The organism is Pelomonas sp. KK5, assembly GCF_001984095.1.
Taxonomy (GTDB): domain Bacteria; phylum Pseudomonadota; class Gammaproteobacteria; order Burkholderiales; family Burkholderiaceae_C; genus KK5.
The window spans coordinates 1-25,744 of the sequence record NZ_LYVQ01000047.1; the positions used below are offsets into that span (position 1 = coordinate 1).

The following is a 25,744-nucleotide window of genomic DNA, read 5'->3' on the forward strand; positions in this document are numbered from 1 at the left end:
GGCTGACCTCGCCTTTCAGCGGCAGGTCCGGTGCGGCCAGCATGCCCGCATAGCCGGTCGGCGCGCCGTACAGGATCGTCGGCCGCACGCCGCCGACCTGGCCGCGCAGGCGCTTGAACACGGCGGCCGGCGTGGGCCGCTCGGCCATCAGCAGCACCGAGGCGCCGACGGACATCGGGAAGGTCAAGGCATTGCCCAGGCCGTAGGCGAAGAAGAGCTTGGCGGCGGAGAAGCAGATGTCGTCATCGCGCATCCGCAGCACGCCCTTGGCATACAGCTCGCAGGTCCAGTACGGGTTGGCCTGCGAATGGACCGTGCCCTTGGGCTTGCCGGTGGAGCCGGAGGAATAGAGCCAGAAGCCAGGGTCGTCGCAGCCGGTGCTCGCGGGCTGCGCCATCGGCGGATGCGCATCGACGAAGGCGTGGAACTCCTGCTCGCCCGCCTGCAGTTGGCCGGCCGGGTGGACCACGACGATGGCCTTCACCTCATGGGCCCCGCCCTTCCCCATCGCCTCGCGCAAGGCCGGCAGCAGCGCGCCCGACACCAGCGCCGCCTGCGCCCGCGAGTGCTCCAGCATGTAGGCGTAGTCGTCGACGGTCAGCAGCGTGTTGACCGCCACCGGCACGATGCCGGCGTAGATGGCCCCGAGGAAGCAGATGGGCCATTCGACGCAGTCGTGCATCAGCAGCAGCACCCGCTCCTCGCGCTTGATGCCCGCCGCCAGCAAGGCGGCAGCGCAGCGGCGGACCTGTTCGCCCAGCGCGCCGTAGCCCAGCGAGCCGTGGTCGTCGGTGAAGGCGATGCGGTCGGGCCAGCCCGTGTTGGCGGCCAGCAGGTGCGCGGCGAAGTTGAAGCTTCGCGGCGGCGTGAGGACCTTGCTGCTCATCGGCGGTCTCCTTGCCTGCATTCAGGGGATGCAGTATTGTGCGTCACTGCACTCTAGAACTCTGAAAATACCGTGTCAAGCAATATATTGCCTGTCGTCGACGCGCAAGAAGAAGCGAAGCACCCCTTCCTGCTGGCCCTGGGCGAGCGGGTGCGTTCGCTGCGCTCGCGCCGCGGCATGACGCGCAAGGCGCTGGCCACCGCGGCGGACGTGTCCGAGCGGCACCTGGCCAACCTGGAATACGGCGTCGGCAACGCCTCGATCCTGGTGCTGCTGCAGGTCTCGCAGGCGCTGCAGTGCACGCTGGCCGAACTGCTGGGCGACGTCACCACCACCAGCCCCGAATGGCTGCTGATCCGCGAACTGCTGGAGAACCGCGACGAGGCCACGCTGAAGCGGGTGCGTGAATCGCTGGGCACGCTGCTGGGCAGCGGCCCGAGCGGCCGCGGCTCCCGCATCGCGCTGATCGGCCTGCGCGGCGCCGGCAAGTCCACGCTGGGGCGGATGCTGGCCGAGGACCTGGGCTTCCCCTTCGTCGAACTGAGCCGCGAGATCGAGAAGTTCGCCGGCTGCAGCATCTCCGAGATCCAGGGCCTGTACGGCCAGAACGCCTACCGCCGCTACGAGCGCCGTGCGATCGAGGAGGCGATCCAGATCCACCCGGAGGCCGTGCTGGCCACGCCCGGCGGCCTGGTGTCGGACGCCGCCACCTTCAACCTGCTGCTGCAGCACTGCACCACCGTCTGGCTGCAGGCCGCGCCCGAGGACCACATGCGCCGCGTGATCGCCCAGGGCGACATGCGGCCGATGGCCGACAACAGCGAGGCGATGGACGACCTGAAGGCCATCCTCGCCGGCCGCACCGCCTTCTATTCCAAGGCCGACCTGGTGCTCGACACCAGCGCGCAGGACCTGTCCGCGAGCTTTGTAAAGCTGCGCGACCTGGTGAAGGCAACGCTGCATCCGGCTTGACTTTTCCGATGGGCATGCACTAATCTGCATGTCATGCACTTAATTGCATGAACAAGGAGAGTGCCGTGACCTCTGAGCCCGCTGTCGCTGTCGACTACCAGACCGACCCTTCCCGCTACCGCCACTGGAAGCTCAAGTTCGAAGGCCCGGTCGCCACGCTGGCGGCGGACTTCGACGAGAACGGCGGCCTGCGCCCCGGCTACAAGCTCAAGCTCAACAGCTACGACCTGGGCGTGGACATCGAGCTGCATGACGCGCTGAACCGCATCCGCTTCGAGCACCCCGAGGTGCGCGCGGTGGTGCTGACCAGCGCCAAGGACAAGGTATTCTGCTCGGGCGCCAACATCTTCATGCTGGGCGTCTCCTCGCATGCCTGGAAGGTGAACTTCTGCAAGTTCACCAACGAGACGCGCAACGGCATCGAGGACACCTCGAAGCACAGCGGCCTGAAGTTCATCGCCGCGGTGAACGGGGCCTGCGCCGGCGGCGGCTATGAGGTGGCGCTGGCCTGCGACGAGATCATCCTGGTCGACGACCGCAGCAGCGCGGTGAGCCTGCCCGAGGTGCCGCTGCTGGGCGTGCTGCCCGGCACCGGCGGCCTGACCCGCGTGACCGACAAGCGCAAGGTGCGCCATGACCTCGCCGACATCTTCTGCACCAGCGTCGAAGGCGTGCGCGGCCAGCGCGCCAAGGACTGGCGGCTGGTGGACGACATCGCCAAGCCGGCGCAGTTCGCCGCGAAGGTGCAGGAGCGTGCGCTGCAACTGGCGGCGCAGAGCGACCGGCCGCTTGACGCGAAGGGCGTAGCGCTGACGCCGATCAACCGGACCATCGAACCCGACGCGCTTCGCTACTCGCACCTGACGGTCGAGATCGACCGCAGCCGCCGCACCGCGAGCTTCACGATCAAGGCGCCGACTCAAGCCGTCGAAGCCGAGCCGACCGACGCGAACTGGTACCCGCTGGCCCTCGCCCGCGAACTGGACGACGCGATCCTCTCGATGCGTACCAACGAGCTGGACATCGGCGTCTGGCTGATCCGCACCGAGGGCGACGCGGCGGCCGTGCTGCAGATGGACGAGGTCCTGCTGAAGAACCAGCAGCACTGGCTGGTGCGCGAGACCACCGGCGCGCTACGGCGCAGCCTGGCCCGGCTGGACGTGTCCTCGCGCAGCCTGTTCGCGCTGATCGAGCCCGGCTCCTGCTTCGCCGGCAGCTTCCTGGAGTTCGCCCTCGCCTGCGACCGCATCTATCACCTGGCCCTGCCCGACGACGAAGCGAAAGCGCCGAAGATCACCGTCGGCGAGGCGAACTTCGGGCTGTTCCCGCTGGTGACCGATGAGAGCCGCCTAACGCGCAGGTTCTACGGCGAGGCGAAACCCCTCGACGCGATTCGCGCCGCCCTCGGCCAGCCGCTCGACGCCGACGCCGCCAACGCGCTGGGCCTGAACACCAGCAACCCCGACGATATCGACTGGGCCGACGAGATCCGCATCGCCATCGAGGAACGCGTGGCCATGAGCCCCGACGCGCTGACCGGCATGGAAGCCAACCTGCGCTTCAACGGCAAGGAGAACATGGTCACCCGGGTCTTCGGTCGGCTCACCGCCTGGCAGAACTGGATCTTCCAGCGGCCGAATGCGGTGGGCGACAGGGGCGCGCTGAAGGTCTATGGAAAAGGCGAGAAGGCCGCGTTCGACTGGAACCGCGTGTAAGCCCACTGGCCGTTCGGGCTGAGGTATCGAAGCCCCCCGCGAACCTTTCGCATGGGCCCTTCGATACCTCAGGGCGAACGGAGCGTGATCCTGATCCCGGAACGGAGCAAGACAAGATGTCCACCATCAACTACAGCGACAAGATCCCCAACAACGTCAACCTGTCCGAGGACCGCACGCTGCAGCGCGCGCTCGAAGGCTGGCAGCCGAACTTCATCAACTGGTGGGACGACGTCGGCCCCGAGGGCTCGACCAACTACGACGTCTACCTGCGTACCGCCGTCAGCGTCGATCCGCAGGGCTGGGCCCAGTTCGACTACGTCAAGATGCGCGACTACCGCTGGGGCATCTTCCTGAACCCCGGCGACGCCAACCGCCAGATCCACTTCGGCGACCACAAGGGCGAGAAGGCCTGGACCGACGTGCCCGGCGAGCATCGCGCCAACCTGCGCCGCATCATCGTCACGCAGGGCGACACGGAGCCGGCCTCGGTCGAGCAGCAGCGCCACCTGGGCCTGACCGCGCCGAGCATGTACGACCTGCGCAACCTGTTCCAGATCAACGTGGAGGAAGGCCGCCACCTGTGGGCGATGGTCTACCTGCTTCACCGCCACTTCGGCCGCGACGGCCGCGAGGAGGCCGAGGCGCTGCTGGACCGCCGCAGCGGCGACGAGAACAACCCGCGCATCCTCGGCGCCTTCAACGAGGCCACGCCCGACTGGCTGGCCTTCTTCATGTTCACCTACTTCACCGACCGCGACGGCAAGTTCCAGCTCTCCGCGCTCGCCGAGTCCGCCTTCGACCCACTGGCCCGCACGACCAAGTTCATGCTGACCGAGGAGGCGCACCACATGTTCGTCGGCGAGAGCGGCGTCTCGCGCGTGATCCAGCGCACCTGCCAGGCGATGAACGAGCTGAAGACCGACGACGTGCAGCAGCTGCGCGCCGCCGGCGTGATCGACCTGCCGACGCTGCAGCGCTACCTGAACTTCCACTACAGCGTGACCATCGACCTGTTCGGCGCGGACCAGTCCAGCAACGCCGCCACCTTCTACAGCAGCGGCCTCAAGGGCCGCTTCGAGGAAGGCCGGCGCGAGGACGACCACGTCCTCAAGGACCGGACCTACAAGGTGCTGGAGGTGCAGAACGGCGCCCTGGTCGAGAAGGACGTGCCGATGCTCAACGCACTCAACGAGGTGCTGCGCGATGATTTCATCAAGGACTCGGTGGCCGGCGTGGGCCGCTGGAACAAGGTGATCGAAAAGGCCGGGCTGCCGATGCGGCTGACGGTGCCGCACAAGGCCTTCCACCGCAATATCGGCGCGCTGGCCGGCATCAAGATGTCGCCGGACGGCCGCCCCGTCAGCGAGACCGAATGGGCGGCGAAGAAGAGCGAATGGCTGCCCACGGATGAAGACCGCGCCTTCGTCGCCAGCCTGATGGGCCGCGTCGTCGAGCCCGGCAAGTTCGCCAACTGGATCGCGCCGCCGGTGATGGGCATCAACCGCCAGCCGGTCGAGTTCGAGTACGTCCGCTTCGGCTGAGAGTTAGCATCATGGACATGGCCGTCAGCGTCATCCGCCAGCACCTGATCGATCCGGAGATCTGCATCCGCTGCAACACCTGCGAGGCCACCTGCCCGGTGCAGGCGATCACGCATGACGACCGCAACTACGTGGTCGACGCGGACAAGTGCAATCTCTGCATGGCCTGCGTGCCGCCCTGCCCGACCGGCTCGATCGACAACTGGCGGAGCATGCCGAAGGCCCGGGCGTACAGCATCGCCGAGCAACTGGGCTGGGATGAACTGCCGCCCGAGCTCCCGCCGGGCGAACTGCCCGACGCCGCACCCGCGCCGACCGCCCCGGCCCCCGCGCAGGTAACGGAATACGTGAGCGGCTTCAACAGCGCGCAGTACGGCGCCACGATCCCGCCCTGGTCCGCCGCCCACGCCTACGCCAATCTCTACGGCCCCAAGGCGGCGGAGAAGACGGTGACGGCCACCGTCGTCGGCAACGTCCGCGTGACCGAAGTCGGGAAGGACTACGACACCCACCACATCGTGCTGGACTTCGGCACCATGCCTTTCCCGGTGCTGGAAGGCCAGTCGATCGGCATCGTCCCGCCCGGCGCCGACGCGCTGGGCCGCGCCCACCACCCGCGCCAGTATTCGATCGCGAGCCCGCGCAACGGCGAGCGGCCCGGCTACAACAACGTCTCCCTGACGATCAAGCGGGTGCTGGAGGACTACGACGGCAATGCCGTGCGCGGCGTCGCCAGCAACTACATGTGCGACCTGCAGGTCGGCGACAGGGTGCAGGTGATCGGCCCCTTCGGCACCAGCTTCCTGATGCCCAACCATCCGCGCAGCCACATCGTGATGATCTGCACCGGCACCGGCAGCGCGCCGATGCGGGCGATGACCGAGTGGCGGCGGCGCCTGCGCGCCAGCGGCAAGTTCGAGGGCGGCAAGCTGCTGCTGTTCTTCGGCGCCCGCACGAAGGAGGAACTGCCCTACTTCGGGCCGCTCACCTCGCTGCCCAAGGATTTCATCGACATCAACCTGGCCTTCAGCCGCACGCCGGGCCAGCCCAAGCGCTACGTGCAGGACCTGATGCGTGAACGCGCGGCCGACCTGGCCGAGCTGCTGGCCGACCCGAACGCCTGCTTCTACGTCTGCGGGCTCAAGGCGATGGAGGAAGGCGTGGTGCTCGTGCTGCGTGATGCCGCAACCCAGGCCGGCCTGAACTGGGAATCGATCGCCGCCGAGCTGAAGCGCAGCGGCCGGCTGCACCTCGAGACCTACTGAGCCGCGGCGACGTCCTCGTAGGTCTTCACCGCCACCTGGGCCTGCGCCTGCTTGGCGTCGTAGGCCTGCTGTTCCTGCTCGCTGACCTTGCCGTCCTGGTTGGCGTCGGCGGGGTCGTAGGTCTGCTCGCTGGAGGACGTGGATGAGCCGGACTGCGTCTTCTGCGCACCGCCGCCGCCATGGCCGCCGCCGTGCGCCTGCCCGGCCTTCTGCCCGCCGCCGGACTTCTCCATCTTCTCCGCGGCGGCGGTGAACTCCGTCTCGGTGACCTTGCCGTCGCCGTCGGTATCCATCTTCTTGAACATCTCCTCGGCCTTGGCCGAGCCTTCCTTGGAGATGCTGGCCATGTCGGACTCGGTCAGGTAGCCCTTGCCGTCGCTGTCCAGCTTCTTGAACATCTCGTCGGGGCTGGGACGGGTGCGCTCGGCGCCGCTGGAGGAGGTGGCGCTGTTGGCGATGGACGACAGGTTGGAGATCATGGCGAGTCCTGAAGAACAGATGGCCTGTTCTTCGACTCCCGGGCGTGGCGACTGAATAGCGGCTTGGTGAAGTCAGCGTAAAGCTTCGGACACACGCGCGCCCCGTTCATGGGCCAGGTAGATCGCCAGCGCCAGAAGCGGCAGCAGCGCGCCGGCCACGGCGACGACCTGCCAGCCGTGGTGGAACAGCAGGCCCGCCATCGACGAGGCCAGCGCCGCGCAGGCGAACATGATGGCCACGTAGACGCTGTTGAGCCGGTTGCGCAGCGCCGGGTCCACCAGCAGCACCTCTCGCTGGCCGACCACGTGGTTGGCCTGCACGCCGGCGTCGATCGCGATCGCCGCCAGCACGAGCAGCCACATCGGCCCGCCACGCCAGCTCAGCGCGAAGGCGAGCGAGGCGGTCGCCATCGCCGCGATCGTCACGCGGCGGGTGTGGCCGCGGTCGGCCAGGCGGCCGGCCAGCGGCGCGATCAGGGTGCCGCCCGCGCCGGCGAGCGCGAACAGGGCGATGTCGTGCTGCGTATGGCCCTGGCTCAGCAGCAGCCAGGGCGAGGCGGTCCAGAACAGGCTGAAGGTGGCGAACAGTGCGCCGTGCGACAGGGCCCGCTTGCGCAGCACCGGCTGCGTGGCGAAGACGGTGGCCAGCGAGGCCAGCAGGCTGCCATAAGGCGCGGAATGGGCGGGCCGCAAGGGCTGCAGCCGCATGGCCAGCACGGCGACGGCCAGCAGCACCATGACGGCGGCGATGCCGAACACCGCCCGCCAGCCGGCCAGCCCCGCGATGCTGCTGGCCGCCGGCCGCGCCAGCATGATGCCCAGCAGCAGCCCGCCGGTGATCGTGCCGACGACCTGGCCGCGGCGCTCGGGCGCCGCCAGGTGCGCGCCCAGCGGCACCAGCATCTGCACCGCGCAGGCCGACAGGCCCACCAGCAGCGAGGCCAGCAGGAAGCTGCCGCCGCCCGGCGCCAATGCGGCCAGCGCCAGCGAGCCGGCGCTGGCCGTCATCGTGGCGAGCACCAGGCGCTTGTTCTCGACGATGTCGCCCAGCGGCGTCAGCAGCACCAGGCCGGCGCAGTAGCCGAGCTGGGTCAGCGTCACCAGCAGGCCCGCCGAAGCCGGGGCCAGGCCCAGGTCGGCGGCGATGGTGGCGGTGAGCGGCTGGGCGAAGTACAGCGCCGCCACCAGCAGGCCGCAGGTGGCGGCCAGCAGCGCCAGCAGGCCGCGGCTCAGCGCGGGCGCGCCCAATCAGCGGACCTTGGCGCGATGGGCCTTGGCCTTGGGCGCGGCGCGGCCGGCCTTGGCGGCGTGGTGTTGCAGCGGGGCCTTCTTCGCAGCCTTGCGGGCCTTGGCGGCCTTGGCCTTCTGTGCTGCCTTGCTGCCGGATGCCTTGGACTTCTTGCCGGCGGCATGGGCCGACTTGTGGGCGGCCTCTGGCGCGGCCGCGCGGCCGACGACGGCCAGCGGCACCGGCTGCTGGACCTGCTGGACCTGGGCCAGGGCGGCGCCGCCCATCAAGGTGATCGAGGACAGCAGGACGACGGCGATGTTCTTCAAGTTGGACTCCAGTGAGGGACGCGGGATTCTAGGTTCAGTCCTCAGACGAACACGCCCTGGCGCATCCACTTCGTCGCCACCCACTTCTCGCCCTCGATCACCGGCGCCCCGCCGTGCAGGCTCAAGGTCATCGGATGCGGCCGGTCGTAGCTGAAGAACACGGCGTTGCCCTTGATCGGGCCGACCTCCAGCCGGATGTCCGGGAAGGTCGTGCCGCCGCCGGCGGTGGGCGTGTTCAGGTACATCACCAGCGAGGCCACGCGCTGGCCGCCGCGCTTGAGGATGGCCTGGGTGCTGACGTGGTTGGGCTCGAAGTAGTCGTAGTGCGGCAGGTATTCGGCGCCTGGCCGGTAGCGCAGCACCTGCAGGCCCTCGCCGTGGTCGACCGGCCAGTTCAGCAGCGCGGACAGGCGCGCCTCGATGCGCTGGATCAGCGCCGTCTCCCCGCGCTCGAAGAACATGCCGTCGCTGGTGCGGGCGGCGTTGACTTCGCTGCCGTCGGTGCCGGTGGCCACCGTCTCGGAGCGGGCCAGCCGCGTGCGCGACAGGGCGACGAGCTGGTCGCATTCCTCGTCGGACAGCAGGCCGCCGAGGACCACCACCCGCGGGTGCTTCAGCGTCATCAGGATCCTGACCTCGCGGTCGCCGGCCCAGACGGTGGAGGGCTGGCCCTCCAGCGCCGGCTCCGGCACCTTGCTGGCGGGCGGCAGGCCCTCGCCCGAAGCCTGCTGCTGGGCCTGGCGGGGCATCAGCACCTCGTCCAGCGCCTGGCGGGCCACGTCGGGGTGCCAGCCGCTGCCGAGCATCGCGTCGAAGATCTGGTCGCGCGAATGACCGGCCTGGGTCTGCTCGGTGATCCACTGGCGCAGCTCCGGCGTGATCATCTGGTGGGCGCTCATCGTTGCGGACTCCTTGTCGGTTCCCTTTGTTCAGTCAGTCGGTCAATCAGTCGGCCAGGCGGCGACGGAACACCAGGCGCTCCGGGGTCGAGGCCTCCGGTGCATGAGCGTAGCCGTCCAGATCGAAGCCGGGCAAGTCGGCCGGCCGGCTGATGCGCTGCTGCACGCAGAAGCGCGCCATCAGCCCGCGCGCCCGCTTGGCGAAGAAGCTGATGATCTTGTACTGGCCGTTCTTCCAGTCCTCGAACTGGCAGTCGATCACCCGCGGCTTCAGCGCCTTGCGGTCGGCCGCCTTGAAGTATTCCTGCGAGGCCAGGTTGACGATCACCGGCACCGGATCGGCCGCGGCGAGCTTGTTCAGGTGCAGGGCAAGCCGGTCGCCCCAGTAGCTGTAGAGGCTCGGGCCGTGCGGGTTCTCGAGCCGCGTGCCCATCTCCAGGCGGTAGGGCTGCAGCCGGTCCAGCGGGCGCAGCAGGCCGTACAGGCCGGAGAGGATGCAGACGTGCGCCTGGGCCCACTGCGCGTCCTCGAGGCTCAGCGTCCTGGCGTCGAGCCCGTCGTAGACGTCGCCGTTGAAGGCCAGCATCGCGGGCCTGCTGTTGGCCGGCGTGAACTTCGTGCGCCAGGCCTTGTAGCGGGCCACGTTGAGCTCCGACAGCGCGGGCGAGAGGTCCATCAGTGCGCCGATGTCCTCGGCGGACCGCAGGCGCAGCAGCTTGATCAGCTCCGAGGCCTGGCGGACGTACTGGGGTTCGGTGGCCAGCGCCTCGACGGCGTCGGGCACTGGCGTTTCATAGTCGAGCGACTTCGCGGGAGAGAGCAGGAAAAGCATGCCCGGCATTGTGCCGTGGCCGGCGGCCTGCTCTCCCGGTTCAGGGCGTCAGCAGCTGGTTGATCGACAGCAGGTCGTTCGGCTGCAGCTGGCCCGAGGCCTGGCGCAGCTTGAGGCTGTTGACCAGCACGTCGTAGCGGGCCTTGGCGAGGTCGCGCTGGGTCGTGTAGAGCTGGGTCTGGGCGTTCAGCACGTCCAGGTTCACCCGCACGCCGACCTTGTAGCCGAGCTTGGTGGCGTCCAGCGCCAGCTGGCTGGAGGACTCGGCCGCTTCCAGCGCCGAGACCTGCGCGCGCAGCGATTCCACGCCCAGGAAGGCGCGGCGGGTGCCTTCCTCGACACCGCGCACCGCGAAGTCCAGGTCGTTCTGCGACTTCTCTTCGAGCGCCATGGCCTCGGCGACGCGGCCGCGAGCATAGCCGCCGGTATACAGCGGGTAGGTGATCGTCACGCCGAGGGTGGCGGACTTGCTCGTGCCTTCGCCGTTCAGCGCGTCGGCCTGGGCGGAACCGTAGTTCAGGCTGCTGTTGACGCGCTGCGCGCCGACGCTGCCGTTGAGGTCGACCGTCACGCCGTCGACGGCGCGGGCCTTCTTGGTTTCCAGCCGCGCCACGTCCAGGCCCAGCCGGGCCTTGCGGATCAGCGGATGGCCGTCCAGCGCCGTCGCCACCCAGGGGTCGACATTGGTCGGCAGCACGGCCGGCAGTGCCACCGGCGCGGCCAGCGGCTTGGGCACGACGCCGCGGCGGCCGACCAGTTGGTCCAGCGTGACGCTCTTGCTGCGCAGGTCGTTGTCGGCGGCGATCTCCTGGGCGCGGGCCAGGTCGAAGCGGGCCTGGGCCTCGCGGGTGTCGGTGATCGTCGCGGTGCCGACCTCGAAGTTGCGCTTGGCCGAGGCCAGCTGCTCGGCGATGGCGGCCTTGGCCTGGCGGGCGGTGGACAGCGCATCCTGCGCGGCCAGCACGTCGAAGTAGGCGCTGGCCAGGCGAACGATCAGGTCCTGCTCGGCCACGCTGAGGTCGGCCTGCGCCACTTCCAGGCCGCGCTTGGCCTGCTCGGCGGTCAGTCGATTCGCGGGGTTATAGACCGCGTACTTGCCGTTCAGGCCGGCCTGCAGCGTGTTGTTGCCGTAGTCGGGCATGCCCGAGGCGCCCGGCAGCTTGGTGCGCGCATAGGTGTCCGTCACGCCCAGGCCCAGCGAGGGCTTCAGTGCCGAATCGGCCTGCATCGCGCGGCCCTGGGCCGACTCCGCCTGTGCCCGCGCGCCCAGATAGGTCGCGTCATAGGCATGGGCGGCTTCGTACAGGGCCTGCAGGCTCTGCGCCTGGGCCGAGGTGCCGGCGGCCGCCAGCGCTGCGATGGCCAGCAGCGAGCGGCAGAGTTTCGGGGCACGGATGTCGGGCATGGAGGTCCTCGTTCTCTTCTTCGTTATCGGTTTCGTTGGCGCGGCGACGTCTTGGCGTCCTTGCCACCGGCGAGGTTATAGACGGATTCACCGTCGCGCTGCTGCGGAAATGCGACGACCTGCAGACTTCGCGGGCCGTGATGGCGATAAACGACGACAGGCTGCAACACGCCAGCCGCTACTCAGAAGGCGAAGGCGTTGCGGCGCGCGAAGCCCTGGAGACGCGGCGCCACCGTGTCGAACAGGATGCGCGTGGCGAAGTCCTTCTCGTTGGTGCGCGTGAACAGCTGGGCGCGCATCACCGGCTCGTCGCCGACGATGGCGGCCAGGCGGCCGCCGACCTTGAGCTGCTGCAGCAGGGCAGCCGGCACTTCTTCGACCGAGCCGGACAGCAGGATCACGTCGAAGGGCGCCTCGCCAGCCAGGCCCGCGGCGCCGTCCTGGTTCAGCACGGTCACGTTCAGCACGCCGGCGTTCTTCAGGCTCGTGGCGGCCTGGGCGGCCAGGGCGGCATCGGTCTCGACGGAGACGACGCGCTGCGCCTTGTGGCCCAGCAGCGCGGCCATGAAGCCCGAGCCGGTGCCGACTTCCAGCACCTTCTCGTGGCGGGCCACGTTCAGTTCCTGCAGCAGGCGGGCCTCGACGCGCGGGGCCAGCATGACCTGACCCTTGGCGACCTCGCCCAGCGGGATCTCGGTGTCGGTGAAGGCCAGCGCCTTGTGCGCGGCCGGCACGAAGTCCTCGCGCTTGACCACGCCCAGCAGGGCCAGCACACCCGCGTCCAGCACGTCCCAGGGACGGATCTGCTGTTCGATCATGTTGAAGCGGGCTTGTTCGATGTTCATCTCAGTTCCTCATCCAGCGAAGCGCGACATTCTATTTCGGTCAGGGGACTGACAGGCGCCCGCCGCTATCATCCGCGTCCATTGAATATCGATCCGAATCCGAGAGGGAGTAAGCGTGGACGTTCTGCTGTTGATCAAGGCCGCCATCATGGGCGTCGTCGAGGGACTCACCGAGTTCCTGCCGATCTCCTCCACCGGCCACCTGATCCTGACCGGCTCCCTGCTCGGCATGACCGACAGCAAGTCCAAGGTCTTCGACATCGCGATCCAGAGCGGCGCGATCCTGGCGGTGGTGATCGTCTACTGGAACCGCATCTGGGGCGCGCTCTCCAGCTATACCAGCAGCGCGCAGTCGCGCCGCCTGGTGGCCAACGTGATCATCGGCTTCCTGCCGGCCGCGGTGATCGGCTTCATCGCCTACAAGAAGTTCATCAAGCCGTATCTGTTCAACGCGCCGGTGGTGGCGGGCGCCTTCATCGTCGGCGGCCTGATCATCCTGTGGGTGGAGCGCCGCGCTCAGCCCGAGAAGACCGCCCGCATCCTCGACGTGGACCAGATGACGCCGCTGGACGCCTTCAAGGTCGGCCTGGTGCAGTGCCTGGGCATGATCCCGGGCACCAGCCGCTCGGGCTCGACCATCATCGGCGGCATGCTGCTGGGCCTGTCGCGCAAGGCGGCCACCGATTTCTCCTTCTTCCTGGCCATCCCGACCCTGCTCGCCGCCAGCGTCTACAGCCTGTGGAGCGAGCGGCACAACCTCTCCGCGGCCGATGCGCCGATGTTCCTGGTCGGCTTCGTCGTCAGCTTCCTGGCCGCCTGGGTCTGCGTGCGCTGGCTGCTGCGCTTCATCTCCACGCACAGCTTCGAGTTGTTCGCCTGGTATCGGATTGCCTTTGGCATTGTGGTCTTGGTGACCGCATGGACGGGAGTAGTGGTCTGGGCGGATTAAAATTCCCGTTATGACGATCACCATCAAATCCGCCGCCGATGTCGAGGGCATGCGCATCGCCGGTCGCCTGGCTTCCGAAGTCCTGGACATGCTCACCGCCCATGTCAAGCCCGGCGTGACGACCGAGCAGCTGGACAAGCTGGCGCACGACCACATCGTCAACGTCCAGCAGGCGATCCCCGCGCCGCTGAACTACTGCCCGCCGGGCTACACGCCCTACCCCAAGTCGATCTGCACCTCGATCAACCACCAGGTCTGCCACGGCATCCCGAACGACCGGCCGCTGAAGAACGGTGACATCGTCAACATCGACGTCACCGTCATCAAGGATGGCTGGCACGGCGACACCAGCCGCATGTTCATCGTCGGCGAAGGTTCCATCGCCGCCAAGCGCCTGTGCGCCTTCACCTACGAGGCGATGTGGAAGGGCATCCAGAAGGTCAAGCCGGGCGCCAAGCTGGGCGACATCGGCCACGCGATCCAGACCTTTGCGGAAAACGCCGGCTTCTCCGTGGTGCGCGAGTTCTGCGGCCACGGCATCGGCCGCGTGTTCCATGAGGAGCCGCAGGTGCTGCACTACGGCCGCCCCGGCACGCTGGACGAGCTCAAGCCCGGCATGATGTTCACGATCGAGCCGATGATCAATGCCGGCCGCCGCGAGATCCGCGAGACCGGCGACGGCTGGACCATCGTCACCAAGGACCGCTCGCTCTCCGCCCAGTGGGAGCACACGGTGCTGGTGACCGAGACCGGCTACGAGGTCATGACCCTGTCGGCCGGCAGCCCGCCGCCGCCCGCCTTCATCACCACCGCCGCCGCTGCCGCCGCTCCAGCACCCGCTGGCGTAACGGGTTAACTGAGCGGATGACCAGCCTCGACGGCGTCGGCGAGCTCCGCCAGCAATTCCGCACCGGCAAGCAGGAACTGATCACCGCCTTCCGCGAGGCGCGGCCCACCGTGACCGCCGCCGCGACACTGCTGCGCCGGCTCGCGAAGCATGTGGACGCCACGCTGGCCGAGCTGTGGGCCCGCGCCGCGATGCCGCCGGAGGCCAGCCTGGTGGCCGTGGGCGGCTACGGCCGCGGCGAACTGTTCCCCTATTCGGACGTCGACGTCCTGGTGCTGCTGCCCAAGGGGGCGGACGCTCACGGCGACACCGCCCTGAAAGCCAGCATCGAGGCCTTCATCAGCGCCTGCTGGGACATCGGCCTGGAGATCGGTTCCTCGGTGCGCACGCTGGCGGAATGCCAGAGCGAGGCCGCCGGCGACGTGACGGTGCAGACCGCCCTGCTCGAATCGCGCCTGATCTGCGGCGCCCGGCCGCTGTACCGCAAGCTGGAGCAGGCGCTGGCCGCGAAGATGGACGCCAGCGCGTTCCTGCGCGCCAAGACGCTGGAGATGCGCCAGCGCCACACCAAGTACGACGAGACGCCCTACTCGCTCGAACCCAACTGCAAGGAAAGCCCCGGCGGCCTGCGCGACCTGCAGGTGCTGATCTGGATCGCCCGCGCGGCGGGCCTGGGCCGCACCTGGCAGGCGCTGGCCGCCAAGGGCCTGATCACCGCCTTCGAGAGCCGCCAGCTGCAGCGCAACGAGGGGCTGCTGCGCCTGATCCGCGCGCGGCTTCACGTGGTGGCCGGCCGGCGCGAGGACCGCCTCGTCTTCGACCTGCAGACCGCCGTGGCCGAGAGCTTCGGCTACCAGGCCACCAAGGCCCAGCGCGCCTCCGAGGTGCTGATGCGCCGCTACTACTGGGCCGCCAAGGCGGTCACCCAGCTCAACCAGATCCTGCTGCTGAACCTGGAGGAGCGCATCAACGGCTCCCAGCAGGAGCTGATGCTGCCGATCAACGAGAAGTTCCTCGACCGCGCCGGCATGCTGGAAGTGGCCAGCGACGACCTCTACGACCGCGACCCGCACGCGATCCTCGAGACCTTCCTGCTCTACCAGCAGGCGCCCGGCATCAAGGGCCTGTCCGCCCGCACGCTGCGCGCGCTCTACAACGCCCGCGGCCTGATGAACGGCGCCTGGCGGCGCGACCCGGCCAACCGCGCCACCTTCATGCAGATCCTGCGCCAGCCGGTGGGCCACACCCATGTGTTCCGGCTGATGAACCAGACCTCGGTGCTGGGCCGCTACCTGTGGGTGTTCCGCGCCATCGTCGGGCAGATGCAGCACGACCTGTTCCACGTCTACACGGTGGACCAGCACATCCTGATGGTGCTGCGCAACGTGCGCCGCTTCGTGATCCCCGAGCATGCGCACGAGTACCCGTTCTGCTCGCAGCTGATGGCGCAGTTCGACAAGCCCTGGCTGATCTACATCGCCGCGCTGTTCCACGACGTGGCCAAGGGCCGCGGCGGCGACCATTCCGACCTGGGTGCCACCGACGTCAAGCGCTTCTGCCGCGACCATGGCATTTCCAAGGCGGACATGGAGCTGATCGTCTTCCTCGTGCGCGAGCACCTGACGCTGTCCCGCGTGGCGCAGAAGGAAGACCTGTCGGACCCCGAGGTGGTCAAGGCCTTCGCCACCCGCATGGGCGACGCCCGCCACCTGACCGCCCTGTACCTGCTCACCGTGGCCGACATCCGCGGCACCAGCCCCAAGGTCTGGAACGCCTGGAAGGGCAAGCTGCTGGAAGACCTGTACCGCGCCACTTTGCGGGCGCTCGGCGGCGCCGCACCGAACCTCGACGCCGAGATCGAGGCCCGCAAGGTCGAGGCGCGGCAGATGCTCGCGCTGCGCTCGATGCTGCCCGACACCGAGCAGCCGCTGTGGCAGACGCTGGAGCTGAGCTATTTCGCCCGCCACGAGGCCGGTGACCTGGCCTGGCATGCGCGTTCGCTGTGGCGGCATGTCGAGTCGACGACGCCGATCGTGCGCGCCCGCCCCTCGCCGGTCGGCGAAGGCCTGCAGGTGCTGGTCTACGCGCCGGACCGGCAGGACCTGTTCGCTCGCATATGCGGTTACTTCGACGGCGCCGGCTTCAACATCCTGGACGCCAAGGTCCACACCACCCGCAAGGGCTATGCGCTGGACACCTTCCAGGTCATCAGCCCCGACCTCGAACTGCACCACCGCGACCTGGTCTCGCTGGTCGAGTCCAAGCTGACGCAGGCACTGGCCGCTGAAGGCCCGCTGCCCGAGCCCCGGCGCGGCCGGCTCTCGCGCCGGGTCAAGTCCTTCCCCTACACGCCGCGCATCGCGCTGCGGCCGGACGAGAAGGCCCAGCGCTGGCTGCTGCAGATCTCCACCAGCGACCGCGCCGGCCTGCTCTACGCGATCGCCCGCGTGCTGGCCCGCTACAACATCAACCTGCAGCTGGCCAAGATCTCGACGCTGGGCGAGCGGGTGGAAGACACCTTCCTGGTCGACGGCCCGCTGCTGCAGCAGAACCGCGCGCAGCTGGAGATCGAGAGCGAGCTGCTGGACGCGGTCTCCCTGCCCGCCTGATGCCATGAGCTATACCGTCACCGCCCCCGCGGCGCTGGCCGAGCTGGCGGCCTTCGACGGCATCGTCGACGTGCGCTCGCCGGCCGAATACGCGGAGGACCACATCCCCGGCGCAGTCAACTGGCCGGTGCTCGACAACGAGGAGCGCCGCATCGTCGGCACGCTCTACGCGCAGTCCCCGTTCGAGGCGCGCAAGATCGGCGCCGCGATGGTGGCCCGCAACATCGCGCGGCACATCGAGGAACACACCGAGGGCATGCCCAAGACCTGGCGCCCGCTCGTCTACTGCTGGCGCGGCGGACAGCGCTCGGGCGCGATGAACTGGTTCCTCGGCCAGATCGGCTTCCGCGCGCGCCAGCTCGCCGGCGGCTACAAGGCCTACCGAGCCGAGGTGCGCGAGGCGCTGGCCACGCTGCCCGCGCAGCTGGAACTGCAGGTGCTGTGCGGCCGCACCGGCAGCGGCAAGACCCGGCTGCTGCAGGCGCTGCACGATGAAGGCGCCCAGGTGCTGGACCTGGAGGCGCTGGCCAGGCACCGCGGCTCGGTGCTGGGCGCCCTGCCCGACGCGCCGCAGCCGAGCCAGAAAGGCTTCGAGACGCTCGTGTGGGAGCACTTGCGCGGGCTCGACCCGGCGCGGCCGATCTTCGTCGAGAGCGAGAGCCGCAAGATCGGCCAGCTGCGCGTGCCGGAGGCGCTGCACGAGCGCATGCGTTTGTCCACGCATTGCATCTGGGTCTCGATGCCCGAGGCCGCCCGCATCGAGCTGCTGCTGCAGGACTACGGCCACTTCGCCGCCGCGCCCGAGGGCTTCTGCGCCCAGCTCGACGGGCTGGTGGAGCTGCGCGGCCGGGAGACCGTCAAGCGCTGGCAGGAACAGGCCCGCGCGGGCCATTGGGCCGAGGTCTTCGGCGCCTTGATCCGCGAGCACTACGACCCCGGCTACGAGCGCTCGCTGCGCGGCCACTATCCGCATGTCGACAAGGCGCAAGACCTGACCCTTGAGGACGGTGGCGAGGCCAGCCTGCGGGCGGCGGCCCGGCGGCTGCTTTAAGGCAGCGCGGCCTGCAGCCCGCTGTACCAGCGCAGGCCCAGCAGGCGCCGCACCAGCTCGTGCGAGCGGCCCTGCGGGTCCACCAGGTCGTGCAGCACCGTGTAGTGGTTGGCCCCGGCGATCTCCTCGCAGACCGGCACCGCCCGCTCGCCCCAGGCCTCGCGCAGCGCGCGGTTCTGGCGGCGGAACTCCTCGCTCTCCTCGGCGCCGGCGATCGTGTGGAAGGGCATGCCCGCCCAGGGCGGCGGGAACAGCACCGGGCTCAAGCGGCGCACCGCCGCGGCGTCCAGCCGCAGGTCCGCCTGCAGGAAGGGCGTCTGCTCGACCGGGGCCAGGTCATGCACGCCGGAGATGGACATCGCGCCCTTGATCAGCTTGCGCGGCAGGTCGCGGCCCACGGCCTTCCAGTCGCAGCAGGACAGCATCGCCGCCAGGTGCCCGCCAGCCGAGTGGCCCGCCAGCACGATGCGGTTCGGGTCGCCGCCGTGGTCGGCCGCATGGCGCCAGACCCAGGCCAGCGCCTGCGTCAGCTGCACCGGGATGTGCTCCATGCTGACGCCCGGGCACAGCGCGTAGTTCGGCACCACCACCATCGCGCCCGCATCGGTGAAGGCGCTGGCGACGAAGGAGTGGTCGGACTTGTCCAGCGAGCGCCACCAGCCGCCATGGATGAAGACCAGCACCGGCGCGTCGTCCACGTCGGTCGGGAAGAGGTCGAGCGTGGAACTGGCGGCTTCGCCGTACCGGATGTCGAGCAGGCATTCGGAGCCCTCCCGCACCATCGCGGAGGCGCGGGTCCAGCGATCGATCTGTTCGGCCCAGTCGGCCACGCGGGCGCGGTTGTTGTATTGCGCATCGAGCCAGGCGGGGTCGTAGCGGGTCATGGAGGGTTCGTCCTCGGTCCTGTGATGGAGGACGCTGTTGTATACTTTTTTTTGTTGGGGGGGTAGCTCAGCTGGGAGAGCGTCGCGTTCGCAATGCGAAGGTCGGGAGTTCGATCCTCCTCCTCTCCACCACCACATCATTCCGAACCGTCTCGCAAGGTCTCGGAAACTGCAAAAAGCCTTAGAGAATCAACGCTCTAGGGCTTTTTTCTTTTCGTTACGGTCCCACGTGATCCCGTGCCGTCCGAGATCACATTGCAGTAACTAGCGCAGTAACCCGAAAATTCCGTCATACCAGCCCGGAAGTTACTGCATGGCTCAGCATCTCATCTCCTCCAACGCCGCGATCAAGTCCATCAAGGCCGGCGACGAGCGCCTACGACTCAGCGATGGCGCCGGGCTCTATCTCCTGCTGTTCGTCAAGGGCGGCTCGCACGGCTGGCGGCTCGACTACACCTTCGAGGGGCGCCGCAAGACGCTCAGCCTGGGGACCTATCCCGCCACAGACCTAGCTCTCGCCCGCAAGCTAGCCGCTGCTGCTCGCAAGCAGGTCCGCGAAGGAGTCGACCCAAGCGTCGCAAGACAGGCAAAGAAGGAAGAGGTTGAGACCCAGCGCGTGCTGGCGGAATTGGCCGAAGCGGGCATTGCGCCTCCTGGATCCTTCGAGGCCGTTGCTCGCGAGTGGTTCGCCAAGAACAAGTCGACCTGGGCCGACTCTCATTCCGACAAGGTCATTCGCCGTCTCGAACGCGATGTCTTCCCGTGGATCGGCTTGCGGCCGGTGGGCAACATCACGCCCGCTGATGTGCTCTCCATCCTAAGGCGTGTAGAGGAGCGAGGAGCGCTGGAGACAACGCACCGGGTCCAACAGAACTGCGGTCAGGTCTTCCGATACGCGGTGGCCACCGGCCTGGCCGCGAGTGATCCGAGCAGAGACTTGCGGGGTGCGCTGCCAGCCTGGAAGCCCGAGCACTACCCCACCATTACCGACCCGCGGGAAGTCGGGCAGCTTCTGCTCGACATCGACAGCCATCGCGGCGGCTTGATCACCAAGTGTGCATTGAAGCTGACCCCGCTGCTGTTCGTGAGGCCGGGCGAGTTGCGTCAGGCGGAATGGGCCGAGATTAACCTCGACAGCGCCGAGTGGCGGATTCCTGCCGCCAAGATGAAGGGGCGGGTCCTGCACATCGTGCCGCTGGCCAAGCAGGCAATCGCCCTGCTGGAGGAAATTTTTGCGGTGACGGGGCACGGACGGTGGATCTTCCCCGGCAACAGGGCTAACGGCGAACCGATGAGCGAGAACACCGTGAACGCCGCGTTGCGTCGGCTTGGCTACGCTCGCGCGACGATAACCGCTCACGGATTCCGCGGAATGGCCTCGACAATGTTGCATGAGCGAGGATGGCCATCCGACGTCGTCGAGCGTCAGCTTTCCCACGCTGAGCGGAACGCGGTCAAGGCGGCATACAACCATGCAGAACATCTTCCGAAGCGACGGGAAATGATGCAGGCGTGGGCTGACCACCTGGACAACTTGCGGTCAGAAGCTCGCCGCAAGCCAACGCCGAGGAAGATCGTCGCGCGACAGGCAGAGTCGAAACTGGCAACCTTGAGCTGATCCCGATTGCGTGATCTTGATGAAGAACGAAGGTTCAAACATCGGTGCTCCGCAGGATGCTGCCGAGGCGATTCTTGACCTTGACGCGCTGGTAGCGGCCACGAATCGTGGCTTGCCCCGGACGAGCCCGTTGCAGCGCCAGCTCGGCATGCCCTTGGAAGCCATCGCCAATGCCAGAACTATGTGCTTCCCGGCTCTTCGATGGGACGCCACTACCGGCACCTTACTACGCACAAGAGATCGAAGATACTTGGTCGACCCACGACCACCACCTGGAGGCAGTACTCGGCGAGCCTGATGTCGTTGAAGGAGAGCCTCTTCACCCGCTGCCGGACCCGTCGTGACTAGCCAAACGCGGTGCCTCGGCGCCGAGCGAGGCCCCTGTAAACTATCAACCAAAGCCCGATCCCAACGACGCGATGAAACGCTACGGCCAGTTCAATCCAAAGCGCAGCCTATTGACGCCTACGCAAGTGCAGGCGCGCGCCGAGGAGCTGGAGAAATTGGCGGATCGAGTTGGGTACGGCGGGAATCCGGAACACAAGAAAAACCCGGGGGATTTCAACCTCACGCCCCCAGCGGATCCGCGTCAGGGCAAATCGCTGTGCGATGTGGCAAAGATATTCAAGCGTGAAGAAGCGCTGAGGCTCGTTCAGGCCGGCCTGCGAAAAGGTCTCGTCAGTGACAGGATGGGTGGGGATTGGCCGAAAAACGTTTGGTCGGTCGCCGATGGCCGCTATCCCATGGAGGCTCAGCTCGAGAACCCAGAGTTGGGAACCTATCACGGCTACCCTATGCCGGATACCGATCCATTGGCGATGGAAGTCTTGCGTCGCTGGGAGCGCGCTCATGGCTGACCTGCGCATCAATGCCGAATGGATGGCCGCCGCATCGGGAGATCCAGAGATTGCAGCGACTGCGGCGCTCCTCAGCATGTCGATTGACGACATCAGCCTCACTCGAAACCAGGATGTTTGGGCCAAGACTGTTCGCGAGAACGTATTTGTTTCGGCCTACCCGTTGGCCGTGTGGTTCGCATCGTCATGGTGGCGTCTGAACCATGAGCCGCTTCCGACTCAGCAGCCTGGACATGACTGGCGCATGTCCCATGAAGTCGGTGCCGCAAATCATGGATTTGTCTGGCCGCGGGTGGTTTTCATTCCCGACGGCGAGTCAGTTCATGTGTGGGCCGGCCCTTCCGGCACTGCCGAGCAGTCTGTTCAATACCTTCAAGGGTTGGATTCGCCCCGTACGGTAAGTCTGTGTGGATTTCAGCAGAGCATTCATCGATTCATTCAAAGCGTTCTTTCTCGTCTTGATGCGCGTGAAATCGGCGAAACAAATCTTGCCCAGTTGTGGAGCATCCTCCAGGAGGACCTTGGCGACCCACAAACCTCAAGGCGGCGGAAGTTGGAGGCAGAGCTAGGGTTCGACCCCGAAGAATGTCCTGAGGACACCTTGGAGGCCGCGCTTAGATGGGAGACAGAAGTTGGGAATGCGGCGCTGTCCGAGCTCGCGCCGGCAGTTTCGTCATCGGGCCACAGCCCCGATTTGACGACTCTCGGACAGCTAGCGACCGCAGACGGCATCGTTGGCGCTCCCCCCATTGGTTCTGACTACATCGATCATCTGGACCATGGCGCCCCTTGGGAGCGAGCAGTACATGACGCTCGATCGCTTCGGCGGAAAATCGGCAACGTCTCCGATCCACTACCAAGCGCTCGGGTACATCAACTGCTCGGGCTTAGCAGTGCGGCTGTCGCCAATTGGTCGCCGCCAGCGTCACGATCGCCTGTTGCAGTAGCCATTCCGACAGATGGGCGTCATCTGAAATTTGTCCCACGCAAGCGAAACGCGGTTGGACAACGGTTTGAGCTAGCACGCTTCCTCGGTGAGTACCTGCGACCGTCCGGCGCCGAAAATCGGTGGCTTGCATCGACGGACCTGGGCACATTCCGGCAGAAGTACCAACGTGCATTCGCGGCCGAGCTTCTGTGCCCCTTGCATGCCTTGCTCTCCTTCTTGGACGACGACTTCTCATCGTATGCAGTTGAAGAAGCCGCTGCCGAATTTGGGGTCAGTGAGCAAGTCGTGTGGAATCTTTTGCTTAACAACGGACTGATTCACCATCACTGGCCACAGCATCTTCCGTATCAGATGGCAGCTTGATAGCTGCGCAACAGTTCACGTCATAGCTTCGTCGACTCTCGGCGTTCCAATGCGCCCTGTCCGAACATTGATAGCAAGTTTCGACAGCCTCCTGCTAGTGAAAGTCCCGGCTGCTCGTCTCCAGCTCCCCGAGCAGCGGGGTCAGGTCTTCCAGCCTCCCCGCGATCAGGCTGCACGAATCGCCCTGCCGCTGCCAGGTCCCATGCACGACCAGCAGGCGTGACCGGAGCAACTCCTTGCGCTGCGCATCCCGCACGCTTGGCCAGACGATCACCTGCACATTGCCCGTCTCGTCCTCCAGGCTCACGAAGATCACGCCCTTCGCCGTCCCCGGCTGCTGACGCAGCGTCACGATGCCGCAGTAGTGCACGACCCGCCGATCGGGCATCTGCATCAGCTGCGCGGCCGTCATGAACTTGCGCTCGTCGAGCTTGGGCCGCAGCAGCTTCAAGGGGTGGCTGCGCAGCGTGAGCCCCAAGCTCCGGTAGTCCCAGATCACCTCCTCGCCTTCGGGTGCTGCCTGCAGTTCCAGCACCGGCTCGTCGACCGGTGCCTGGCGCAGCAGTTCCGGTGGCCTTCGCAGCGCCGCCGCATCCCAGGCCTGCTGGCGTCGATGGCCACTCAGCGTGTGCAGCGCGTCCGCTCTGGCCAGTTGCTCCATGTCCAGCTTGTCCAAAGCCGCCAGCCGCGCGAGTTCTTCCGCGTTCTCAAAATATTTGCACTGGCGGGCCCGCACAATGCGCTCGGCAGCTGCCTCCTTGAATCCATCGATCTGGCGCAGGCCCAGCCGGACCGATGGCACATGCTCGACGTCTTCCATCGTGCAGTCCCAGTCGCTGTGCAGCACGTCGGCGGGCCGTACCTCGACGCCGGCGCGGCATGCGTCCTGCACCAGCTGGCTCGCGCTGTAGAAACCCAAGGGCTGGCTGTTCAGCATCGCGCACAGGAACTCGGCCGGGTAGTGGCGCTTGACCCAACAGGAGGCATAGACCAGCAAGGCAAAGCTGGCCGCATGCGATTCGGGGAAGCCATAGGACGAGAAGCCCTTCATCTGCTCGAACACGCTGCGCGCGAACGCCTCCGTGTAGCCCCGCTCGGCCATCCCCCCAAGGATGCGCGGCTCGTACTTGTCCAGGCTACCCGTCCGTCGCCAGGCAGCCATCGCGCGACGCAGCCCATCAGCCTCCCCTGCGCTGAAGCCTGCGCACAGGATGGCCAGCTGCATGCACTGCTCCTGGAACAGCGGGATGCCCAGCGTTCGCCCCAGCGCCTGCTCGATCTCCGGGCTGGGATAACTTACCGGAACCCGGCCATTGCGGCGATCGAGGTAAGGGTGAACCGAGCCCCCCTGAATGGGCCCCGGCCGCACGATGGCGACCTGCACGACCAGGTCATAGAAGCAGCGCGGCTGGTGTCGCGGCAGCATGCTCATCTGCGCCCGGCTCTCGATCTGGAACACGCCGACCGTGTCAGCCTTGCAGATCATGTCGTAGGTCGCCTCGTCTTCCGCGGGGACGTCCTGCATTTCGAAGACATGGCCGCGGCGCGCACCGATCAGGTCCAATGACTTGTGCAGCGCAGTCAGCATCCCCAGGGCGAGCACGTCGACCTTGAGGATGCCCATCAAATCCAGGTCGTCCTTGTCCCACTGGATGACCGTGCGATCTTCCATCGCCGCGTTTTCGATAGGCACCAGTCGGCTCAGTGGCCCGTTCGTGAGTACGAAGCCGCCGGTGTGTTGTCCCAGATGCCGAGGGAAGCCCAACAACTGCTCGGTCAAAGTTCGCAGCTGCCGAACTTTCAGGCTGGCGGTGTCCAGGCCCGCCTCCGCCAGGATCTCGTCGCTGAGGTCGAGATCCCAATGGTTCATCCCCTTGGTCACGGTCTTCAAGGTCTCTTCGTCGAAGCCCAGTGCCTTGCCCACATCATGGACCGCGCTGCGCGGCCGGTAGCTCGTCACGGTGGCGGTCAAGGCCGCCCGGTGGCGCCCGTATTTGCGATAGAGGTACTGGATCACTTCTTCGCGCCGCTCATGCTCGAAGTCCACGTCGATGTCGGGCGGCTCCCCGCGTTCCTTGCTGATGAAGCGCTCGAACAGCATGGAGCTGCGCAGCGGGTCGACTTCGGTAATACCGGCGCAGTAACAGACCACCGAGTTGGCCGCTGAACCGCGCCCCTGGCAGAGAATGCCCTGCGAGCGCGCGAAGGCCACGATGTCGTACACCGTCAAGAAGTAGTGCTCGTACTTCATCTCGGCAATCAGCGTCAGCTCGTGCTCAATCTGCGCCTGGGCTTCCGCCGGCACGCCTCGCGACCAGCGCCGCCCTGCCCCTTCGTAGACGACGCGGCGCAGGTAGCTCGCTGGCGTCTCCCCCTCGGGGACGACCTCGTCGGGATACTCATACTTCAGCTCGTCCAGGCTGAAGCTGCAGCGCGCCGCCACGCGCAGGGTTTCCTCCATCAACTCTGCCGGGCAGCGCTCGGCAATGCGCCGCCGCGTGCGCAGGTGCCGCTCGGCGTTCTGCTGCAGCCGCAGCCCGCATTCGCTGACCGGCATCCCCAGCCGCGTCGCGCTGAGCACATCCTGCAGCGGCTTGCGCGAACGCACATGCATGTGAACGTCGCCGACCGCCACGATCGGCACCGCGGTCAGCTCGCTGCATTCGCGAAGCCGGTACAGCTGCACCTCGTCGTCGATGCGGCGCAACTGCTCCCAGCCCAGCCAACAGCAGCCGGTCCAATGCCGCAGCAACCACCGACTGATCGTCCCCATCTGCGCAAGATGGCATTGCCGGTCCGGCACCGCGATGACGACGCAGTCGGCCAGCGTCCGGCTGTCGATCTCGTCAACATCCAGCGAGTAGGTGCCCTTCTCGGAGCGACGGCGCAAATGGGTGATGAACTGGCACAGATTGCCGTAGCCGTTGATGTTGGTCGCCAGTACCACCAAGTCAAAAGGCATCGCACCCTTGATACCACCCTCCACCTTGAACTGCGATCCCACCAGCAGCGGGATGCCCGCCTCTTTGGCGGCCGTGTGCGCCCGCACGATGCCGGCCATGCTGCATTCGTCGACGACGGCGATCGCGCTGTAGCCGAGTGCCTTGGCCCGCGAAACCAGTTCCTCCGGTCGACTGGCGCCACGCAGGAACGAGAAGTTGGACAGGCAGCGAAGCTCGGCATAAGGCGGGATCTGTGCGGGGATTTTCGGGACCATG

At 67.2% G+C, this 25,744-nt stretch carries 21 protein-coding genes and 1 tRNA gene; 12 read left to right on the top strand and 10 right to left on the bottom strand.

The features are described 5' to 3' along the window. On the bottom strand, nucleotides 1–886 hold an 886-nt coding region (locus B0W88_RS09620; protein WP_144006688.1), incomplete at its 3' end, for an AMP-binding protein. A gap of 87 nt (nucleotides 887–973) precedes the next feature. On the opposite strand from B0W88_RS09620, the gene B0W88_RS09625 reads away from it, so the two are divergent. The 4 genes from B0W88_RS09625 to boxA all read left to right on the top strand — a co-directional run bounded on the left by B0W88_RS09625 (nucleotide 974) and on the right by boxA (nucleotide 6,382). Continuing rightward, a complete protein-coding gene (locus B0W88_RS09625; protein ID WP_233151671.1) occupies nucleotides 974–1,858 on the top strand; it encodes a helix-turn-helix transcriptional regulator in 885 nt (294 codons plus the stop codon). 47 nt (nucleotides 1,859–1,905) lie between these two features. Continuing rightward, nucleotides 1,906–3,573 carry a 2,3-epoxybenzoyl-CoA dihydrolase gene (gene boxC, locus B0W88_RS09630; protein WP_077034449.1) on the top strand — a complete coding sequence of 556 codons (1,668 nt, stop codon included), beginning with the start codon at nucleotides 1,906–1,908 and terminating at the stop codon, nucleotides 3,571–3,573. A 116-nt stretch (nucleotides 3,574–3,689) separates the two neighbouring features. Next, nucleotides 3,690–5,117, top strand: a complete 1,428-nt coding sequence (boxB, locus tag B0W88_RS09635; RefSeq protein ID WP_077034450.1) for a benzoyl-CoA 2,3-epoxidase subunit BoxB — start codon at nucleotides 3,690–3,692, stop codon at nucleotides 5,115–5,117. An 11-nt stretch (nucleotides 5,118–5,128) separates the two neighbouring features. After that, the gene (gene boxA, locus B0W88_RS09640; RefSeq protein ID WP_077034451.1) at nucleotides 5,129–6,382 is read left to right on the top strand and encodes a benzoyl-CoA 2,3-epoxidase subunit BoxA; all 1,254 of its coding nucleotides are present in this window, start codon (nucleotides 5,129–5,131) and stop codon (nucleotides 6,380–6,382) included. Here the strand turns inward: boxA and B0W88_RS09645 are convergent. From B0W88_RS09645 to B0W88_RS09675, 7 genes are all read right to left on the bottom strand, one after another. After that, a complete protein-coding gene (locus B0W88_RS09645) occupies nucleotides 6,376–6,861 on the bottom strand; it encodes an EF-hand domain-containing protein (protein ID WP_077034452.1) in 486 nt (161 codons plus the stop codon). The two genes, boxA and B0W88_RS09645, sit on opposite strands and share 7 nt — an antisense overlap. 72 nt (nucleotides 6,862–6,933) lie before the next feature. Further along, nucleotides 6,934–8,109, bottom strand: coding sequence for an MFS transporter (locus tag B0W88_RS09650; protein ID WP_233151672.1), 1,176 nt, complete (start codon nucleotides 8,107–8,109; stop codon nucleotides 6,934–6,936). After that, nucleotides 8,110–8,418 carry a hypothetical protein gene (locus tag B0W88_RS09655; RefSeq protein WP_077034453.1) on the bottom strand — a complete coding sequence of 103 codons (309 nt, stop codon included), beginning with the start codon at nucleotides 8,416–8,418 and terminating at the stop codon, nucleotides 8,110–8,112. 41 nt (nucleotides 8,419–8,459) lie between these two features. Beyond that, nucleotides 8,460–9,317 carry a 2OG-Fe(II) oxygenase gene (locus B0W88_RS09660; RefSeq protein ID WP_077034454.1) on the bottom strand — a complete coding sequence of 286 codons (858 nt, stop codon included), beginning with the start codon at nucleotides 9,315–9,317 and terminating at the stop codon, nucleotides 8,460–8,462. A gap of 46 nt (nucleotides 9,318–9,363) precedes the next feature. Beyond that, the gene (gene yaaA, locus B0W88_RS09665; RefSeq protein WP_077034478.1) at nucleotides 9,364–10,149 is read right to left on the bottom strand and encodes a peroxide stress protein YaaA; all 786 of its coding nucleotides are present in this window, start codon (nucleotides 10,147–10,149) and stop codon (nucleotides 9,364–9,366) included. Between the two features lie 40 nt (nucleotides 10,150–10,189). Beyond that, nucleotides 10,190–11,554 (bottom strand): TolC family outer membrane protein, encoded by a 1,365-nt coding sequence (locus tag B0W88_RS09670; protein WP_077034455.1) that lies wholly within the window; start codon nucleotides 11,552–11,554, stop codon nucleotides 10,190–10,192. 182 nt (nucleotides 11,555–11,736) lie between these two features. After that, nucleotides 11,737–12,399 carry a protein-L-isoaspartate O-methyltransferase gene (locus B0W88_RS09675; protein WP_077034456.1) on the bottom strand — a complete coding sequence of 221 codons (663 nt, stop codon included), beginning with the start codon at nucleotides 12,397–12,399 and terminating at the stop codon, nucleotides 11,737–11,739. Nucleotides 12,400–12,514: 115 nt separating this feature from the next. Between B0W88_RS09675 and B0W88_RS09680 the strand changes: the two genes are divergently transcribed. Genes B0W88_RS09680 through mnmH form a run of 4 tightly spaced genes read left to right on the top strand, consistent with a single transcriptional unit; the run spans nucleotide 12,515 to nucleotide 17,855 of the window. Beyond that, nucleotides 12,515–13,348, top strand: coding sequence for an undecaprenyl-diphosphate phosphatase (locus B0W88_RS09680; protein ID WP_077034457.1), 834 nt, complete (start codon nucleotides 12,515–12,517; stop codon nucleotides 13,346–13,348). A 10-nt stretch (nucleotides 13,349–13,358) separates the two neighbouring features. Next, a complete protein-coding gene (map, locus tag B0W88_RS09685; RefSeq protein WP_077034458.1) occupies nucleotides 13,359–14,204 on the top strand; it encodes a type I methionyl aminopeptidase in 846 nt (281 codons plus the stop codon). An 8-nt stretch (nucleotides 14,205–14,212) separates the two neighbouring features. Continuing rightward, entirely contained in the window at nucleotides 14,213–16,804 is a 2,592-nt protein-coding gene (locus B0W88_RS09690) for a [protein-PII] uridylyltransferase (protein WP_077034459.1), read from the top strand. A gap of 4 nt (nucleotides 16,805–16,808) precedes the next feature. Then, nucleotides 16,809–17,855, top strand: a complete 1,047-nt coding sequence (gene mnmH / locus B0W88_RS09695; protein ID WP_077034460.1) for a tRNA 2-selenouridine(34) synthase MnmH — start codon at nucleotides 16,809–16,811, stop codon at nucleotides 17,853–17,855. Here the strand turns inward: mnmH and B0W88_RS09700 are convergent. Further along, nucleotides 17,852–18,739 (bottom strand): alpha/beta hydrolase, encoded by an 888-nt coding sequence (locus tag B0W88_RS09700; RefSeq protein WP_077034461.1) that lies wholly within the window; start codon nucleotides 18,737–18,739, stop codon nucleotides 17,852–17,854. The genes mnmH and B0W88_RS09700 overlap by 4 nt on opposite strands. A gap of 56 nt (nucleotides 18,740–18,795) precedes the next feature. Here B0W88_RS09700 and B0W88_RS09705 point away from each other — a divergent pair. The 4 genes from B0W88_RS09705 (at nucleotide 18,796) to B0W88_RS32940 (ending at nucleotide 22,526) form a co-directional block, all read left to right on the top strand. Then, nucleotides 18,796–18,871: transfer RNA gene (locus B0W88_RS09705), tRNA-Ala, on the top strand. A 181-nt stretch (nucleotides 18,872–19,052) separates the two neighbouring features. Further along, nucleotides 19,053–20,357, top strand: coding sequence for a tyrosine-type recombinase/integrase (locus B0W88_RS09710; RefSeq protein WP_077034462.1), 1,305 nt, complete (start codon nucleotides 19,053–19,055; stop codon nucleotides 20,355–20,357). Nucleotides 20,358–20,776: 419 nt separating this feature from the next. Further along, a complete protein-coding gene (locus B0W88_RS09715; protein ID WP_077034463.1) occupies nucleotides 20,777–21,214 on the top strand; it encodes a hypothetical protein in 438 nt (145 codons plus the stop codon). Next, a complete protein-coding gene (locus tag B0W88_RS32940; RefSeq protein ID WP_077034464.1) occupies nucleotides 21,207–22,526 on the top strand; it encodes an ImmA/IrrE family metallo-endopeptidase in 1,320 nt (439 codons plus the stop codon). Before B0W88_RS09715 ends, B0W88_RS32940 begins: the two co-directional genes overlap by 8 nt. Before the next feature lie 94 nt (nucleotides 22,527–22,620). On the opposite strand, the gene B0W88_RS09725 is transcribed toward B0W88_RS32940, so the two are convergent. Beyond that, nucleotides 22,621–25,743, bottom strand: coding sequence for an error-prone DNA polymerase (locus tag B0W88_RS09725; RefSeq protein WP_077034465.1), 3,123 nt, complete (start codon nucleotides 25,741–25,743; stop codon nucleotides 22,621–22,623). Between the last annotated feature and the right edge of the window lies 1 nt (nucleotide 25,744).

Coding starts and splice junctions, on each gene's coding strand:
- boxC (WP_077034449.1), top strand. CDS start 1,906: ATGAACAAGGAGAGTGCCGTGACCTCTGAGCCCGCTGTCGCTGTCGAC.
- boxB (WP_077034450.1), top strand. CDS start 3,690: ATGTCCACCATCAACTACAGCGACAAGATCCCCAACAACGTCAACCTG.
- boxA (WP_077034451.1), top strand. CDS start 5,129: ATGGACATGGCCGTCAGCGTCATCCGCCAGCACCTGATCGATCCGGAG.
- B0W88_RS09645 (WP_077034452.1), bottom strand. CDS start 6,861: ATGATCTCCAACCTGTCGTCCATCGCCAACAGCGCCACCTCCTCCAGC.
- B0W88_RS09660 (WP_077034454.1), bottom strand. CDS start 9,317: ATGAGCGCCCACCAGATGATCACGCCGGAGCTGCGCCAGTGGATCACC.
- yaaA (WP_077034478.1), bottom strand. CDS start 10,149: ATGCTTTTCCTGCTCTCTCCCGCGAAGTCGCTCGACTATGAAACGCCA.
- B0W88_RS09670 (WP_077034455.1), bottom strand. CDS start 11,554: ATGCCCGACATCCGTGCCCCGAAACTCTGCCGCTCGCTGCTGGCCATC.
- B0W88_RS09675 (WP_077034456.1), bottom strand. CDS start 12,399: ATGAACATCGAACAAGCCCGCTTCAACATGATCGAACAGCAGATCCGT.
- map (WP_077034458.1), top strand. CDS start 13,359: ATGACGATCACCATCAAATCCGCCGCCGATGTCGAGGGCATGCGCATC.
- B0W88_RS09690 (WP_077034459.1), top strand. CDS start 14,213: ATGACCAGCCTCGACGGCGTCGGCGAGCTCCGCCAGCAATTCCGCACC.
- mnmH (WP_077034460.1), top strand. CDS start 16,809: ATGAGCTATACCGTCACCGCCCCCGCGGCGCTGGCCGAGCTGGCGGCC.
- B0W88_RS09700 (WP_077034461.1), bottom strand. CDS start 18,739: ATGACCCGCTACGACCCCGCCTGGCTCGATGCGCAATACAACAACCGC.
- B0W88_RS09710 (WP_077034462.1), top strand. CDS start 19,053: ATGGCTCAGCATCTCATCTCCTCCAACGCCGCGATCAAGTCCATCAAG.
- B0W88_RS09715 (WP_077034463.1), top strand. CDS start 20,777: ATGAAACGCTACGGCCAGTTCAATCCAAAGCGCAGCCTATTGACGCCT.
- B0W88_RS32940 (WP_077034464.1), top strand. CDS start 21,207: ATGGCTGACCTGCGCATCAATGCCGAATGGATGGCCGCCGCATCGGGA.
- B0W88_RS09725 (WP_077034465.1), bottom strand. CDS start 25,743: ATGGTCCCGAAAATCCCCGCACAGATCCCGCCTTATGCCGAGCTTCGC.